Raw genomic sequence first — 16,365 nt, 5'->3', positions numbered from 1 at the left:
GCAGCTACCGGTCAGACGGTACCGTGCGCGGCTTCCAGGCTGTCATGGCGCACTACGGGCGGCCTGGCCGTGGCTGGTTTGGCACGGGGCGCCCTGCGCAAGCACCGCGTCGAACGCCAGTTCGCCAGTCCCACTTCATCACGGATCTCAGCGCAGACCTGAATCAGCCGCTCGATTTCCACCGCCGTCAGGCAGGCATTCATGGTCAGCCGCATCAAGGCCCGGTCGCGCGCCGTAGCAGGCGCGCAGAACACGGCGCCGAAGATGCCGCGCGACTGGAGCGCATTGCGCAGCACCATGGTCTGCTGCTCGGTGCCTGACTCCAACGCAATGATCTGCTCCGAACCCGCCGATACGTTATAGCCCAGACCGGCGAGCGCTTCCCGCGCTTCGGCTGAAACAGTACGCAACTGAGCGCGGCGCTCGTCGGCTGCGGCAATAAAGTCAGCAGCCGCATTGAACCAGGCCAATTCATGATGCAGCAGCCCTGAGCTGAAGATTGCGGGACGGGATTCCATAGCGAAATAGCCCTTGAACGAAGACGGGCACGTGATTAGCCCGGCGCGCCCGCCGAAGGCCTTGGCCAGGCTGGCCGTCTGGAAGTGGACCCGGCGCGAGAGCCCAAGCTGAGCCACCAGGCCAGCACCGCCAGGACCGTGAGTACCTAATGAGTGGGATTCGTCGACCACCAGCACGCTGCCGGTGCGTTCGGCCACCTCCACGAATTCGGCCAGCGGGCAGAGACTGCCGTTCGTGCTGTAGACCGCGTCAACCACGATGATCCCGGGGCCGTCCTTGCGAATCTGGCGCTCCGCATGCTCGGCGTCGTTGTGCATGAATGGAATCGCACGGGCGTGCGCTGCATGCGCGCCTTCCCATAGTGACATGTGCGCCAGCATGTCCAGATAGACGGGTGTGCGTTCATTGGCGATGCTTTGCAGAAGGCCCACATTGGCTACCCACCCGGATTGACAAAGGATGCTGTCCTCGGCACCGGTGAACGCCGCCAGCTTGCGCTCGAGCTGACTGGCGGGATTGTCCCCGTGCAAGAAAATTGCCGACATCAGCAACTCGCTCTCCGGGCGGCGCATCGCCGTGCTCTGTGCCATCACCAGTGCCTGCTCGCCGAGCAGGCAAAGATAGTCGTTGCTCGAAAAATGAACCGCGTCGGGTCCAGGTTGCCGGCCGTGCAGCAAATGGCTGCCACCCCATCGCTTCTGTACCCGATCCAACGTGTGCCCCGCCACTCGAGCCGTGACGAAGTCCGGCCACGCTGCAGCCATCTGTAAGGCACTACCCGTTTGACGATAACCGGCGCCCGTATTATTCATTATTTTCCCCTTGGATATACTTCCGACAAAGAGCCGGCCGCGAACCGGCCGGCGATGGCTCGCCGCAACGCAGACGCGGCCCGCACCATTGTTTGCAATGTCTGGTCCGGGGTGGACATGGGTGCCTGCGTGACGTTGCGCCAACAGGCTATTCTGCCGCGTGCCGGCGTTCCTGCCATGTCAACTCAGTAGCGCGGGGGGAGCGCCGCCATACCACGGCTATTTGCGCGCGCGGCCTGCGGTGGACGTGTCGATAGGGACGGGGGCTGCGGCACGCGCGACGACAGCTGGGCACGAGCCAGCCACGGCCACCTCCATCTGCAGATATTCCGTCGGAGCATGGCCCAGCACGCGACGGAACATCGTCGAAAAAGCAGCCGGACTGTCGTAGCCGAAATCGAGCGCAATACGGGTAACGGCTTCGCCGGCCGCCAGCCGGGACAGCGCAAGGACCACGCAGGCGCGTTGGCGCCATTCGGAGAACGCCATGCCGGTCTGTTCGCGGAAGAACCGGCTGAAGGTCCGCGTGCTCATATGCAGTTCCCGCGCCCAGCGCTGTGGGGAGTCGTGGGTGTCGGGCTGCCCGAGAAAAGCCTGGCATAGCGGCAGAAGCCGCGCGTCGGCGGGTAACGGAATGTGCAGGGGCAATACCGTCATGCGCGCAATTTCATGCAGAAGCAGGGCGATCAGCGCCCCGTCCCGGCCATCCGGATCGTATTCCGCCCGCATCTCCACGGCGCCAATCAACAACTGCCGCACCAGAGGCGACACCCCGACCACCTGGCAGGCGTCGCCCGGCCACGGCAGGGCGCCGGGCTCGATATACAGGCTGCGTGTGCTGACCCCGACCATCCGGACTTCATGCAGCATCCCCGGAGGAATCCACACCGCCCGCTGCGGCGGGACGATCCAGTTCCCCTCCCGCGTCGCGACATGCATCACGCCGGTCGCGCCATAGAGCAACTGCGCGCGGCGATGGGTGTGCCAGGGCAGCAGGTAGCCTTTCGGGTAGTCGGTCCCGATGGCAACGACGGGGCGGGGCACCTGATCGAAATCGTCGATGCGGACGTTGAGCATGGATCGCGTGGATCGCGTGGATCGTGGATTGGCCGAAACGCAAATATTATTGACCAATCATCGAAAGCTGGCCATGACCAGACACCGTATCGTGACCGTTTCCCCAACGAGTCCCTGCGGTGTGATGCTTTATCTCCTCTTTGTACTATTTGGCTGCCTGACCGGTGTCAGCACGGTGTTGTTTGGTTTTGGCGGGGGATTCGTGGTCGTTCCCTTGCTTTACCGCACGCTCGCCAACGCTGATGGCCCGGGCCCGGCGGCAATGCATGTAGCCGTGGCCACGTCGACGGCGGTGATGATCGTGAATGCCTGGCTCGCCACCCGCAAACACCGTCTGGCAGGCAATATCCTTTCGCCCTACATCTGGCCGCTGGCAGGCTTTATCGGCCTGGGCGCCGTAGTGGGAGCCGGGGCCGCCGTCCTGGCCAGCGAGGATATCGTCCGCTTTGCCTTTGTTGCCTATCTTGCCGCCACCCTGGCGGATTGCCTGCTGCGCCGGGGTTTCCTCTCGCATGCGCCGGGAAGTGCTCCGCGGCCTCTCGGCCACGCGCAGACGGTGGCAGGCGGCGTGGTGATCGGCGTGGTCGCCACCTTTCTTGGCGTGGGCGGCAGCGTCATGACAGTGCCGCTGCTGCGCCGCCGCGGCCTGAGCATGACGCAAGCCACGGCCATGGCGAATCCCCTGAGCCTGCCGGTTGCCGTGCTGGGAACGCTGACCTATGCCGCCATGGCCTGGCACCAGCCGCTCACACAGGGGCCCAGGTATCTCGGCAATATCGACCTTGCCGCGTTCGCGCTGCTTTCGCTCGGTTCCCTGGCCGGCATCCGCCTGGCGGGGCGGTGGGTCGGACGCATACCCGACCGGATCCATGCGCGCGTCTACATCGCGCTGCTGGCCCTGGTGATGGCCAGCATGATGATCAAGTGAAAGCCGCAAGGCACGCCGCTCGCGCACCATGGGCATCCGCCGGCAACGGCTCGGGCCGTCTCCCTACAGCCGTGGGAGCAGCGCTTGCTTGGATTGGCATCTCGCCACAAAGCGCTCTAAGATCAAGGGACCTTCATCGTTTCAGGACAGGGTCATGAGCAAGCCTGCCGCGCCGACCAAGCCAGCGTCACCCACCGCACCGCCGAAAACGGCACCGGCGCGGGGGGACAAGGACAGTCATGTGGAAGACGAACTGGACGAAGCCCTCGGCGAAACTTTCCCCGCGAGCGATCCGATCGCCGTGCACCCGCCGCGCTCCGCTCCCCGGCAGAAATAGCCCGGGAGCAAGGGCGGCTGGGCGCCCCGCCTAGACCAGTTGCCGTAGCTGCGCCACCACCTTCATCAATTGCCCATGCGCGACGATGACGCCGGATTCGTCCTGCAGGGCTTGCTGGTAACGGTCGCGAAAGCTCGGCTCGCTGTCCGGGCCAAACAGCTTCTCGGTGGCCGCCGCGACGGCGCGGCAGGTTTGATCGTGGTGTTCCGGTGCCTCCAGTTCCTCGTCGATCTCGATGATCAGCCGCGAGAGCGGGTCGAGCCAGCGGAAATAGGTCTCCTCGGTCACAACCTGCACGAACAGCCCGGCCGGGATCGGGCCGTGCAGGCGTTCATATTCGGCGCGGTTCAGCGCGATCACTTCCTTGTGCACCTTCAGCAGCGCGGCGCGCAGGGCGCGCAATCCGCTGCGGCGATCTTCCTGCTTGGCGAGGAACTGTTCGTGTGGCATATCCCTTCTCCTATTCTCGGCGGCCTGGAGTACAGGGGCCGGCATTCGGCCCGCCTGCCAGTATAGATAGGCCGGCCCTGCAGCGGAATGCCGGGCAACCCGGGGGATCAGGGCTGGCAGCGCTGCGCTTTTGCGGGGTATATCGCGCGGATGTCAGCAGCGCAGCCGCGCCTGCTGCTCGCGCAAGGCGCGCTGGCGCTGGCGGTAGCCCTCCTGTTCTTCCTTCGGCAGGCGTGCCCGCCGCCTCATGCCATAGTCGGCTTCCAGCTGCCGCAGCTGACTGCCCAGCCAATTGCACTGCTTGTACTCGGCCCGCGCCGCGTCGGCCTGTTCACGCGTGATGCGCGCCTGGTATTCGCGTTCCTCGGCCTCGCGGCTCTGCAGGAACTGCCGGTTGGCTTCATCGGTAGCCGGCTCGGGGCTGATCCGCGACAGGTTGCCGCCCAGCGCCGCCCCCTGCCAGCCCGGCGGGCAGGCCGTATCGGTATAGAGCGTCTTGCTGCCGCTGACGCATTTGCCCGCTTGGGCGAAACCCATGCACGCGCAGAGCATGAACAAGACAAGGCAATGCCGCATGGCGGTCTCCCGTGGATGCCGCGAACGGCGATCGTCCTGGAATCGTCGACACGCCGCTACGCGGCAGATCGCGGCATGCGCGCCGGCCAGGGCATTCACCCAGCGCCAGGCGATTCCGGCCCGGCCCACATTCTTATTCGCCGGGCACGGCTTGTCCAGCCGCCGCGGGAGTACGGCAATAGTGCGGCCACGTTCAGCGCGGTTTCGCGCTACCGGATTCCGCTCGTCCGTCATCGTCTGCCAGTTCGCCCATCAGGTCGGCTGCCGTCGAGCGCCGTGCGTCGGCCGCACGGAAGTAGCGCACCAGCGTAGCCACGCTGGTGTGTCCGGTCATGGCCATGGTTTCGGCCAGCGGCACCTGCCGCGCGGCGGCCTCGGTCACGAAGCCGGAGCGCAGCGAATGCGCCGAGAAGTCTCCATCCAGCCCAGCCGCCTCGCAGCGCTGCTTGACGATCTTGCGCACGGCCGCATCCGACAGCGCCTCCCCAACATGGCCGCCGCGGCGAATGCGCCGGAAGATGGCGCCGTCACGGATTGCCGATGCGTGCAACCACGCCTCCAGCGCGGCGCCGGCGGCACCAATGACCGGCTTGGCGTTGTCAGGCAAATCCGCCCCGGCCTGGTTGGTCTTCGACCAGCCCAGTTGATAGACGAACTCGCCCGGCCCCATGCGCGTGAGGGCGGCTAGCGTGGCGCCCGCCACCTCGGAGCGCCGCCGGCCACCGCTGGACCAGGCGAACAGCAGCAAGGCCCGGTCTCGCAAGCCGATCAGCGAATCGTCGCAGGTCTCCAGCAGGCGGGCCAAGGGCTCGCGCGTGAGCGCAGCCTTGCGTGCCGGACGCTCGCCCCGCTTTGCATAGGCGCGGCGCGTGCGCGCCACCAGTTCGCGCACGGCGGGATCGGCGCAGGGATTGGCTGCGTTTTCCAGTTGGTGGGCTTTGGCAATCACCGCCAAGCGATGCATCAGCGTGGCCAGCGCGGGCGGCCCGGTGCGCGCCTTGAGTCCGCGGGCAACCAGCGCGGTGTCGATGGCCGGTGGCAGTTCGCTGACCGGCCCCTGCGGCGTAGTGCGCGTGGCGTGGTCGACCACGAACTGGATGACGACCGCCGGCGCCAAGGGCAGGGCGATCGGCTGGCCGTAGCGCAGCGCGAACCAGCCCGCCCAGTAGCGCAGGGCGGACCGGTAGCTGGTCACCGTGTTGGCGGATTCCCCTTCGCGGTACAGCGCCTCGGCGGCCGCGCGCCCCATCGGATCAAGTTCGGACGGATGGAGCGGCGCGGGCAGATCGGCCTGTGCTGGCGCCACGAGGGATGCGCCGGCATGCTTTGGGGGGCATTCTGCCGTTTCCTCCGGGTCTGCCGAGAAATTCCGATATTTCATAATAAATATGATGTATGCTGTATTAAATTATACAACATCAATGGATAAGGCATGATAACTATTCCTTATCGTGCCTTATCCGGGTGGCCAGCCTGCATGCCACCAGAAAACTTGCCAGAACCATGCAAAACGCCAATCTTTCCGCCGCTACGCGCTCCCGCGCCATCACCCGCCAAGACGTCTGGCAAGCCGCCGACGCCTTGCTGCTGGCCGGCCAGCGCCCGACCATCGAACGGATCCGGCTGCATCTGGGGCGGGGCTCGCCAAATACGGTCAGTCCGCACCTGGACGCCTGGTTCGCCGGCCTTGGCGCGCGCCTGCAGGATCCGCAGGCTTTTGCCGCGCCGGCCGATTTGCCCGAACCGGTGAACCAGGCGGCCCGCTACCTGTGGGAAGCGGCGCAGGCGGAGGCCAGGGCTGCCGTGACCGCCAGCTATGCCGGGCGGGAGGCCGCGCTGCAGCAGGCACAGGAGGAACTGGAAGCCGGGCAGGCCGCCTTGGCGCAGGAGCGCGCCGTGCTGGAAGCCAAGCTGGAAGCCGCTGACAGGGCACTGGCCGAACTGGCGCGCGCCCGGGACGAAGCCGGCGAACGCGCGGCCCGTGCCGAAGCGCAGTTGCTCGCCGGGCAGGAGGACAACGACGCGCTACGCGCCACACTGGCCCGCGCGCAGGTAGAGAAAGATGCGCTGCTGCGCGATACCGCGAGCCAGCGCGCGGCCTGGGACAAGGAACGCGAGATCATCACCGAGCGCTCGAGCGCCAACGAACGGCGCATGGCGCTGGAACTGGACGCCGCGCGTGTGGCGGCAAGGGAAGGGCAGCGACTGCTGGACAACGAGCGGAAGGCCGGTCAGCAGAAGCTGGCGGAAGCCGCAGAGACCGCGGGGCGGCTCGCTGAGGAAGTTTCCAGGCTTGGGAATGCGTTGGCCGTACTGGACGAACGGGTCAGGCAGCAAGACAGCTTGCTGGCAGAGTACCGGCAGTTGCTGGAGAGCCGCGGCAGCGCGGAGCCTGAAGCCGTTCGGGCAAGACGCTCGCCGGCGCGGCAGGGCGCTGGCCGTGCCAGGCCGATCCGCCCGGTGCGGCGGACGCGGCTTGGCGCCTGACGCGAGAGGAATCCGCAGCCGCGACTTACTGGGGAAATCGTAAGTAAAACAGTAGGAATATCAAGTAACTATATGATTAAAAGGATATTTACAGGGAAAAATCGAGGCAACGCGTTATCACATTCAAACGCAATGGCTGGCATGGCAAGATGCTAATGTGATCCGTTCACCTTCTGCCACAAACTATTGATATATATGGATTTTGTCCAGATCCGCCCCTAGCAAAGCTCTCTTGTTCGCCTGATACACGAGATATCGAGCATATCTATCTGATCCATAAGGAATGCTGCAGGGGCACACGCCCCACCCGCTCACGCCACCCGCAGCAAATGCTTCTGAATCTTCCCGCTGGTGGTTTTCGGCAACGCATCCACGAAGTGATAGCGGCGCGGACGCTTGTAGGCTGCCAGCCGGTCTCCGTGCACGAGGAATCCATCAAGCACCTCCGCATTGGCCTCGGCCCCGGCCTTGCCCACCACGTAGGCGCAGACCACCTGCCCCCAGGTCGCATCCGCCTCGCCGATCACGGCGACTTCCAGCACGGCCGGATGTTCGATCAGGGCGTCCTCGACCTCGCGCGGATACACGTTTTCGGCGCCGGAGTTGATCATGTAGTCGATCCGGTCGCGGATCCACAGGTAGCCATCGGCGTCCAGGCTGCCGAGGTCGCCGGTGTGGTACCAGCCGTGGGCAAGGGCGCGGGCGTTGGCGTCCGGGCGGTTCAGGTAGCCGGCCATCATGCACGGGCCGCGCACCAGGATTTCACCGACCTCGCCGGGCGCGCAGCGCTCGGCGGGGTCGGTAGGCTCGCCGTCGTCGCGCAGGGCGGCCACGACCAGGTCATGGTTGAGCGAGGGCAGGCCGGCCGAGCCGGCGTGGCTGAGCTGCTCGTGCGGATACAGCACCGACATGCACGGCCCCATCTCGGTGGTGCCATAAACCTGCACCAGCCCCGCGCCTACGGTGCGATCCCACTCGCGGATCAGGTGCGGCGCCATCGATGCGCCGCCGTACTCGACCAGCCGCAGCGACGACAAGTCGCGTCGCTGCGCATCGGGGTGGTTGAGCAGCATGCTCACCATGGTCGGCGCGGCAAAGAAGTGCGTGACCTTCTCCGCTTCCACCAGTTGCCAGGCCTCGCCGGCGTCGAAGCGGCGCTGCAATACCTGCGTGGCGCCCAGTTGCAGGCGCGGCAGGAAGCTGGTGTGCAGCTCGGCCGTGTGGTTGAGCGGGGCGATCGACAGGCCCACGTCCTCGCGCGAGAGCGTCATGGCCTGATGCATCATGGCGTTGTGCGCGAGCTTGCTTCGATGGGTGTGCAGCACGCCCTTGGGCCGGCCGGTGGTGCCGCTGGTGTACATCAGGATGCAGGGATCGTCCTCGCCGACGGCGATCTGCGGCGCATGGCTGGACTGGCCCCCGGCCAGCGCGGCCAGTGCGTGGGTGGCGAAAGCTGGCGCGGCGCCGTCGTCGGCGTAGATCCAGCGCGCCGTGCCGGGCGCCAGCTCCACCGCCTTTTCCACCACGGCAGCACCTTCCTGCTCGAACAGCAGCGCGGCAGCCTTGCCATCGGACAGGATGAAGGCCAGTTCCTGCGCCGCCAGCCGGTAATTGACCGGGTTGAAGACCGCGCCGATACGGGCCGCCGCCAGCAGGCTGAACACGAAGGCTGGCGTGTTGTAGAGGAAGGCTGCCACCACGTCGCCGGGCCCCACGCCGGTCGACAGCAGCCCATGGGCATGCCGGTTGACCTCGGCATCGAGTTCGGCGTAGGTCCAGGTACGGCGCGACGCGCCCGTGCCGGCCACCAGGGCGGTTTTGCGCGGCAGGTAGCGCGCCGGCCAGGAAAGGGTGTCGCCCAGCGTAAGGACGTGCGTCAAGGTAAGGCTCCGGCTGCGATGGGGGAGGACGGCCTCGCTGGGCCATCCGGCGAAAGCGGACGAATATAAAGTGAGCGCCACAAATTTGGAAATAACGATTAGCACTGTGCATATATGGATCGGTGGTGGTATGCCTGCGGGCTCGTCCTGGCGGACGGAACGCGCTACAGTTTTGGCCATGCACGCCGGCGCTCCCGGCGCCGGCAACCGTTGCAGCTGAACGAAAGGATCCCATGATGACCCCGGCCACCGAGCCCGCTACCCAGCAAAAGCCCGTCCTCGATGCGGCGCAACTGCGCAACTTCGTCGAGCGCAAATGGAACGACGAAATCGTGCCGGCGCTGACCGACTACATCGCGGTACCGGCCAAGAGCCCCGCCTTCGATCCCGACTGGGCGCGCCACGGCTTTATCGAACGCGTGGTGACCGAGGCGGCGACATGGGCGGAGCGGCAGCCGGTGCGTGGCCTCAGGCTGGAAATCGTCAGACTGCCCGGCCGCACGCCGGTGATCTTCTTCGAATCGGCCGCCACGCGTTCCGGCAGTACGGAAACCATCGTGTTGTACGGCCACCTGGACAAGCAGCCCGAATTCTCGGGCTGGCGCAATGACCTGGGGCCCTGGACCCCGAAACTCGAGAACGGCAAGCTGTATGGCCGCGGCGGCGCCGACGATGGCTATGCCATCTACGCCAGCCTGACCGCGCTGGCGGCGCTGGACGCACAGGGCATCGAACGCCCGCGCTGTGTGGGCCTGATCGAAACCTGCGAGGAATCAGGCAGTTACGACCTGCTGCCCTATGTCGATGCGCTGCGCGAGCGGCTCGGCAAGGTGTCGCTGGTGGTCTGCCTGGACTCCGGCGCGGGCAACTACGACCAGCTCTGGCTGACCACATCGCTGCGCGGCCTCGTGGCAGGCGACCTGGAGGTGGAAGTGCTGGACGAAGGTATCCATTCCGGCTCCAACGGCGGCATCGCGCCGTCGAGCTTCCGCATCATGCGCCAGTTGTTCGAGCGACTGGAGGACGCCGCCACCGGCAACCTGCTGCCCGCCGCCTTTCATTGCCCGATTCCGCCGCAGCGCCTGCGCGAAGCCGAGGCCACCGCGCGCGTCCTGGGCGACGAGGTCTGGAAGAGCCTGCCATGGGCCTGCGGCCAGGATGGACGGCCGGTGCTACCCGTCACCGGAGACGCGCGCGAGGTACTGCTGAACTCCACCTGGCGGCCCTCGCTGTCGGTGACCGGTGCGGCCGGACTGCCGGCGCTGGCCGATGCCGGCAATGTGCTGCGCCCGCGCACGGCGTTCAAGCTGTCGCTGCGGCTGCCGCCGCTGGTGGAAGCAAGCCAGGCCGTGGCCGATCTCAAGGCCCTGCTCGAATTCGACCCGCCTTATAACGCCCGCGTGACCTTCCGCCCCGATGCCGGGGCGGCCAGCGGCTGGAGCGCGCCGGAGCTGGCGCCGTGGCTGGCATCGGCCCTCAACGGCGTATCGCGCGAGCACTATGGTGCGGATTGCGGCTACATCGGCCAGGGTGGCACCATCCCGCTCATGAACACCTTGAAGGCAGGCTTTCCCCACGCCCAGTTCATGGTCTGTGGCGTGCTGGGCCCGAAATCGAATGCCCATGGCCCCAACGAGTTCCTGCATGTGCCCTATGCCAAGAAGCTCACCGCGGCCGTGGCAGGGGTGATTGCCGCCGCGCCCTGAGCGCTTCGGCGCGGCCGGGAGCAGCCCGGCAGCAAGAGCCAATTGACACAAGACACGCCGGCCCGGCGCCGCTATCGTGGCTGCGTCGGGTTGGCTGGCGTGTGCGTTCCGCCAGACCTCAGCCCAGACCAACCACGCAATGGACGGATTGGACGGATCGGACGGAACCATGAACGGAAAGACTCGGCAGGGCAGGGAAGACGTGCGCATCGGCGGCGCTTCGGGCTTCTGGGGCGACAGCGCGATCGGCCCCGTGCAACTGGTGGAGAAAGGGAAGGTCGACTACCTCGTATTCGACTACCTTGCCGAACTCACCATGTCGCTGCTGGCCGCCGCGCGGCTGAAAAACCCGGAGGCCGGCTATGCGCTGGACTTCGTCACCGGTGCCCTGCGGGCTGTGCTCAAGCCAGCCATGGCGCAAGGGATCCGTATCGTCAGCAACGCCGGCGGCGTCAATCCGCGCGCCTGCGCGGCGGCGGTGCGCAAGCTGGCGGAGGAACTGGGCGTGCCGGCGCGGGTGGCGGTGGTAGAGGGCGATGACCTGATGCCGCAACTGGAGGCGCTGCGCGCGTCCGGGGTGCGGGACATGCAGAGCGGCGCCGCCATGCCCGCGCGCGTCCTGACCGCCAACGCCTATCTGGGCGCCTTGCCGATCCAGGCGGCGCTGGACGCCGGCGCCGATATCGTGATCACCGGCCGCTGCGTGGATAGCGCGGTGACGCTGGGCGTGCTGATGCACGAGTTCGGCTGGAACCCGACCGACTATGATCTGCTGGCCGCGGGCAGCCTGGCGGGGCACATCATCGAGTGCGGCTGCCAGGCCACCGGCGGCCTGCACACGGACTGGGAACAGGTGCCGGACTGGGCCAATATCGGCTACCCGGTGGTGGCCTGCCGGGCCGACGGCAGCTTCCTGGTCGGCAAGCCGCCCGGTACCGGCGGGCTGGTCAGCCCCGCCACCGTCGGCGAGCAGATGCTGTACGAAATCGGCGATCCCGCCGCCTACCTGCTGCCCGACGTAGTCTGCGACTTCACTGGCGTGACCCTGCGCCAGGCCGGCGCGGACCTGGTGGAAGTGCAGGGCGCCAGGGGCCGCGCACCCACCCCGAGCTACAAGGTGTCGGCCACCTATGCCGACGGCTACCGTTGCTCGGCCCAGCTGACCATCGTCGGTTTCGATGCCGTGCGCAAGGCCCGCCGCAGCGGCGAGGCCTTCCTGGAGCGCACCCGCGCGCTGCTGGCCCGGGCCGGCATGCCGGATTTCACGGAAACCCGGCTGGACGTGCTTGGCACGGCCGCATCCTTTGGACCGCATGTGCCACAGCCGACGCTCTTCGAGGCGGTGATGTGGCTGGCCGTGACCCACCCGGACAAACGCGCGCTGGAACTGTTTGCCCGCGAAATCGCGCCGGCCGGCACCTCCTGGTCGCCCGGCACGACGGGCGTGGGCGGCAGGCCGTCGGTCAGCCTGGCGATCAAGCAGTTTCCTTTCCTGGTGCCGAAAGAGCGGGTGCAGCCAGCGGTCTGGCTCGACGATCAGCCGGTGCCGTTGCCGGCGGCTTGCGCCGCAGGGGCCGACACAACGGAGGCAGACCCGGTCATGGATGGACCACGTTCCGCATCCGGCGCGCAGGTACCTGGCGCAGACTGGATCGAGGTGCCACTGATCCGGCTCGCCTACGGACGCAGCGGCGACAAGGGCGACTTCTCCAACATCGGCATCATCCCGCGCGACCCCGCCTACATGCCGCTGATCGCGGCGCAGCTCACCGAGGCCGCGGTGGCGGCCTTCCTGGCCCATAACGTCAAGGGCAGGATAACGCGTTACTTCCTGCCCGGCATCGGCGCCTTCAACTTCCTCTGCGAACAGGCGCTCGGCGGCGGCGGCATGGCCTCGCTGCGCAACGATCCGCTCGGCAAGGGCATGGGACAGGTCCTGCTGGCGATGCCGGTGCGGGTGCCGCCGGAACTGGCCCGGGCGCGGGGCGCATAAGCCGGGGCGCAAGCCGTGCGAGCATCGGGATAAACCCCCATCCGCCGGCTGCTCGGCTGCCATCGCTGGCATGATGCTGGAGGCCTGCAGGCCTCCGGGCGCGATTTGCGATCATTCGCGATGCGTGCCCGGCGCTTGCCCCTTCTTGCCGAACCAGGTGCCTGCCCGCGCGATAGCGCGCACCGTGAACAGTGTGAGACCGAGATGCTGCCAACGTTGGAATCCCTGCGAGACGCGACGGCCCGCTCCGGTGACCGGCCGAGCGGAAGCTTTATGTGGCTGGACCCCGATCGCGTCCTGTACGTCGGGCTGCTTGGCGCGCCGTCGGTGCGCGCCATCGGCGCCATCCTGCTGTACGTGGCGCTGGACGCGCCGTTTCGCCTGAGCGTGGCGGATGGCGCCTGGGAGACGGCCGAGATCGCCATGGTGCCGCCGTACGCGCCGCACCGCATTGTGTCCGACTGCCGCACCCTCTGCGGCTTCCTGATCGAACCCGAAACCGTGGACATGTCGCGGCTGCCGCCGCTCTTGCGCGGCCCCGGCGGCGCGCTGGCGGCCCCGCGGCAGGCGCAGCATGCGCGCGACCTGATCGCCCAGCTGCGCGGCATGCGGCGTCCGGCGCTGGATCCCTGCCTGCTGGACACGTTGATGCTTGGCGGGCCGCTGGCCCCGCGCACGCTCGATCCGCGCATCGATGCGGCCGTGCGCCAGATCAAGGGCGAACCGGGCGGCCGCAGCGCCGCCACCGACCATGCACGCGAGGCCAATTTGTCGTTTTCGCGCTTCCTCCACTTGTTCAAGGCGGAAATTGGGACGCCATTCCGCACCTTCCGCACCTGGAAACGCGCCCGCAGCCTGCTGCACTACGTCACCCAGGAGGCCAACCTGGCGGATGTCGCGCTGGACACCGGCTATCCGGATTCCACCCATTTCAGCCACTCCATCCGCCGCGTGTACGGGCTCAAGCCGCGGGATATCTTTGCCGGGTCGCGCAGGCTGGCACTGCACGGCATGCCGCGCACGGCGGCTTACCAGGCTGCCTAGGCCCGGAACGCGCCGGAGAGCAGGGCGCGGCAACCACTTTTCACAAGACCACGGGCGTGCCGCGCGCCAGAATCGAACCTGCCGCCGGCAATGGCAATATGGCCAAGCGCGGTGAACGACAACGAGCCATCCCCCTGCAAGAGCAAGAACCAGCCGGATACCAGACCATGAAAGACACCTGCCAGGACCTGCTGGCCGAATACAGCGAACTGGGCGCGCTCGCCGCCACGCTCACGCCCGCGCAATGGCGCCAGCCCAGCGCCTTCTACGGCTGGAGCGCGTGGGACGAGATCGCCCACCTGTGCTACTTCGACCAGACCGCGCTGCAGGCCGCCACCGACCCGGAGGGCTTCCTGCGCGACGCGCAGGCGCTCAACACGCTGATGGCGGCGGGTGGGCATATCAGCGCGGTGGCGCGCGAGGTGTACGGCCATCTCGACGGCCCGGCGCTGCTGGCGCACTGGCAGCCCCTGTACCGGCGCCTGGTACAGACCCTCTGCGCGCTGGATCCCAAGGCGCGCCTGCCCTGGTACGGGCCGCCCATGAGCGCGCGCAGCTTCGCCACCGCGCGGCTGATGGAGACGTGGGCGCATGGGCAGGATGTCTGGGATACGGTCGGGCGGGTGCGCGCGCCGACTGCCCGCCTCAGGCATATCGCGCATATTGGCGCCACCACCTATGGCTGGACCTTCGTCAACCGCGGCGAGCCGGTGCCCGGGCCCGCGCCCTATGTGGAGCTGAGCGCGCCCGATGGCGGGCAATGGACGTGGAACGAGCCGCAGGCGGACAACTTCGTGCGCGGCAGCGCCGAAGACTTCTGCCTGCTGGTCACGCAGCGCCGCCACCTGGACGATACCCGGCTGCAATACAGCCCCGGCCCGGCGCAGCAATGGCTGGCGCAGGCCCAGTGCTTCGCCGGACCGCCTGCCACCGGGCCCGCTGCCGGCACGCGCGTCGTGCGAACGGCGACGGCAGGGTGAACGCCCCCGAAGCCGCGTTGCGCATGGCGGCCGGCGTGCCACTTTCGCCGGCGCTGGCTGCCGGGATCGACCGGGCCTTGCGCGCGCTCAACGCGGACCCGGGCGAGACCTGCCTGTCCGAGCACGCCTTCGCCAACCTGTTCCTGTTCAGGCAGGCGCACGCCTACCGTTACGTCGGCGGCGACTATCCTCATGTCAGCGGCCTGACTTACGACGGCGCCCGCCACGCGCTACCGCTGTTCACGCTGGAGACAACACCGCTGCCGGTCGTGCGCGCGCTGCTGCGCGAGCACGATTGCCTTTATCCGCTCTCCACGAACCAGGTGGCTCGGCTCGACTCGGGCATCTTCACCTGGAGCGAAGCGCGGGCCGATGCGGATTACCTCTATCCGGCGGCCAACTTTGCCGCCTATCGCGGCACCACCCTGGCCAAGAAGCGCAACCTGGTAAAACAGCTTCTGGCCGCGCATACGGTAACCGCCCGTCCTTACCACACGGGCCTGGCCGGCGAGGCCATGGCCGTGCATGCGGGCTGGATGCAGGCCAAGCGCAAGGCCGACGGCGAAGCCGACGACGCGCCGTGCTGCGAGGCGCTGCAACTGGCCGATGCGCTCGGCCTGGAAGGCTTCCTGTACGAGGTGGCCGGCCAGCCGGCGGGCTTCGTGCTGGCGCAGGAGATCCGCCCGGCGGTCTTCGCCATGCGCTTTGCCAAGGGGCTGGATACCTGCAAGGGCATCTACCAGTACATGTTCCAGCATTTCTGCACAGCCTTCGCCCGGCCGGTCGCATGGCTGAATTTCGAGCAGGACATGGGGTTGGACAACTTCCGGCAGACCAAGATTTCGTATGCGCCGAGCGCCTTGCTGCCGAAGTACCGGGTGAGGCTGCGGGTGGACTGAGCGCGTTGTCCCCAAAGGGCGATTCGACGCTCAGGACGCTGCTGGCCGTGTTGAAGACCATTGGCATGCGGCTTTCCGTTGAGCCTGAGCATCACGCTACGGCTTAAATGGCTGCTGTTTAAAGGTTAAGCGATGTGGTTGGCGTGGTCGGATCGGGATTTTTTTGGGTATTATTTAGGGTTGCAGGGCCTAAAGGCGGAGTGGCGTCGGGCTCTTGGGACTGGGTGGGTTGAGACAGGTCTGCAGGGCCTAAAGGCGGAGTGGTGTCAGGCTCTTGGGCCTGGGTGGGTTGAGACAGGCCTGCAGGGCCTAAAGGCGGAGTGGTGTCAGGCTCTTGGGCACATGGAGGTGTCACTTTTCTTTACTCGTAAAGAAAAGTAACCAAAAGAAAGCGATCCTTGCAGGAGGCTGGCTTATCGGGATTGGTGGCTTTGCGGATTCGTGGTGGGCGCGGCGGTTCTAATAAACTGCTGGCGCTACCGGCGCGAACGGCATTGCCGCTGCGAATGACGGTGGTTTCATTGTATGACCCCTGAATGACGATCTCGCTTGCCCATTCAAGCATCTGCCGTTACCAGTTTATATGGCCACTCAATCGTGAGCGGCACTGGTTTCGTCGTGGGCGCGGTGGCTCCAGATTTTGGGTATTCGCCCCAAGCCGGGGCCACCGCGCCCAC

15 protein-coding genes are annotated in these 16,365 nt (G+C 66.9%); 8 read left to right on the top strand and 7 right to left on the bottom strand.

What is annotated here, in order from left to right:
• Positions 1-11: 11 nt before the first annotated feature.
• Complete coding sequence (gene cqsA, locus AC3FOF_RS21995) at positions 12-1,331, bottom strand: alpha-hydroxyketone-type quorum-sensing autoinducer synthase (protein ID WP_346430233.1); 1,320 nt, start codon at positions 1,329-1,331, stop codon at positions 12-14.
• A gap of 219 nt (positions 1,332-1,550) precedes the next feature.
• Positions 1,551-2,408, bottom strand: a complete 858-nt coding sequence (locus AC3FOF_RS21990; protein WP_276263801.1) for an AraC family transcriptional regulator — start codon at positions 2,406-2,408, stop codon at positions 1,551-1,553.
• A gap of 124 nt (positions 2,409-2,532) precedes the next feature.
• On the opposite strand from AC3FOF_RS21990, the gene AC3FOF_RS21985 reads away from it, so the two are divergent.
• Positions 2,533-3,336, top strand: coding sequence for a sulfite exporter TauE/SafE family protein (locus AC3FOF_RS21985; protein WP_488727845.1), 804 nt, complete (start codon positions 2,533-2,535; stop codon positions 3,334-3,336).
• 154 nt (positions 3,337-3,490) lie between these two features.
• The gene (locus AC3FOF_RS21980; RefSeq protein WP_017229776.1) at positions 3,491-3,673 is read left to right on the top strand and encodes a hypothetical protein; all 183 of its coding nucleotides are present in this window, start codon (positions 3,491-3,493) and stop codon (positions 3,671-3,673) included.
• 30 nt (positions 3,674-3,703) lie between these two features.
• On the opposite strand, the gene AC3FOF_RS21975 is transcribed toward AC3FOF_RS21980, so the two are convergent.
• The 3 genes from AC3FOF_RS21975 to AC3FOF_RS21965 all read right to left on the bottom strand — a co-directional run bounded on the left by AC3FOF_RS21975 (position 3,704) and on the right by AC3FOF_RS21965 (position 5,948).
• Entirely contained in the window at positions 3,704-4,123 is a 420-nt protein-coding gene (locus AC3FOF_RS21975) for a hypothetical protein (RefSeq protein ID WP_488727782.1), read from the bottom strand.
• A gap of 153 nt (positions 4,124-4,276) precedes the next feature.
• Positions 4,277-4,660, bottom strand: a complete 384-nt coding sequence (locus tag AC3FOF_RS21970; protein WP_488727781.1) for a hypothetical protein — start codon at positions 4,658-4,660, stop codon at positions 4,277-4,279.
• Between the two features lie 232 nt (positions 4,661-4,892).
• Entirely contained in the window at positions 4,893-5,948 is a 1,056-nt protein-coding gene (locus tag AC3FOF_RS21965; RefSeq protein WP_488727844.1) for a site-specific integrase, read from the bottom strand.
• Positions 5,949-6,202: 254 nt separating this feature from the next.
• Between AC3FOF_RS21965 and AC3FOF_RS21960 the strand changes: the two genes are divergently transcribed.
• Positions 6,203-7,186 (top strand): DNA-binding protein, encoded by a 984-nt coding sequence (locus AC3FOF_RS21960; RefSeq protein WP_488727780.1) that lies wholly within the window; start codon positions 6,203-6,205, stop codon positions 7,184-7,186.
• A gap of 311 nt (positions 7,187-7,497) precedes the next feature.
• On the opposite strand, the gene AC3FOF_RS21955 is transcribed toward AC3FOF_RS21960, so the two are convergent.
• On the bottom strand, positions 7,498-9,066 hold the full coding sequence (locus tag AC3FOF_RS21955; RefSeq protein WP_488727779.1) for a fatty acid--CoA ligase: 1,569 nt from the start codon (positions 9,064-9,066) through the stop codon (positions 7,498-7,500).
• A 236-nt stretch (positions 9,067-9,302) separates the two neighbouring features.
• Between AC3FOF_RS21955 and AC3FOF_RS21950 the strand changes: the two genes are divergently transcribed.
• The 5 genes from AC3FOF_RS21950 (at position 9,303) to AC3FOF_RS21930 (ending at position 15,688) form a co-directional block, all read left to right on the top strand.
• Positions 9,303-10,772, top strand: a complete 1,470-nt coding sequence (locus AC3FOF_RS21950) for a M20/M25/M40 family metallo-hydrolase (RefSeq protein ID WP_488727843.1) — start codon at positions 9,303-9,305, stop codon at positions 10,770-10,772.
• A gap of 169 nt (positions 10,773-10,941) precedes the next feature.
• Positions 10,942-12,765: an acyclic terpene utilization AtuA family protein gene (locus tag AC3FOF_RS21945; RefSeq protein WP_488727778.1), complete on the top strand. Its 1,824-nt coding sequence runs from the start codon at positions 10,942-10,944 to the stop codon at positions 12,763-12,765.
• A gap of 273 nt (positions 12,766-13,038) precedes the next feature.
• A complete protein-coding gene (locus tag AC3FOF_RS21940; protein ID WP_488727777.1) occupies positions 13,039-13,809 on the top strand; it encodes an AraC family transcriptional regulator in 771 nt (256 codons plus the stop codon).
• Positions 13,810-13,976: 167 nt separating this feature from the next.
• On the top strand, positions 13,977-14,789 hold the full coding sequence (locus AC3FOF_RS21935; protein WP_488727776.1) for a TIGR03084 family metal-binding protein: 813 nt from the start codon (positions 13,977-13,979) through the stop codon (positions 14,787-14,789).
• On the top strand, positions 14,786-15,688 hold the full coding sequence (locus AC3FOF_RS21930; RefSeq protein WP_488727775.1) for a phosphatidylglycerol lysyltransferase domain-containing protein: 903 nt from the start codon (positions 14,786-14,788) through the stop codon (positions 15,686-15,688). Before AC3FOF_RS21935 ends, AC3FOF_RS21930 begins: the two co-directional genes overlap by 4 nt.
• Positions 15,689-16,049: 361 nt before the next feature.
• Here AC3FOF_RS21930 and AC3FOF_RS21925 read toward each other — a convergent pair whose 3' ends face one another.
• Complete coding sequence (locus tag AC3FOF_RS21925) at positions 16,050-16,253, bottom strand: hypothetical protein (protein WP_488727774.1); 204 nt, start codon at positions 16,251-16,253, stop codon at positions 16,050-16,052.
• Between the last annotated feature and the right edge of the window lie 112 nt (positions 16,254-16,365).

Source organism: Cupriavidus sp. 96C5-1 (assembly GCF_057798855.1).
Note: the sequence above shows the minus strand (reverse complement) of the source record. Positions and strands in the feature narration are given on the sequence as shown.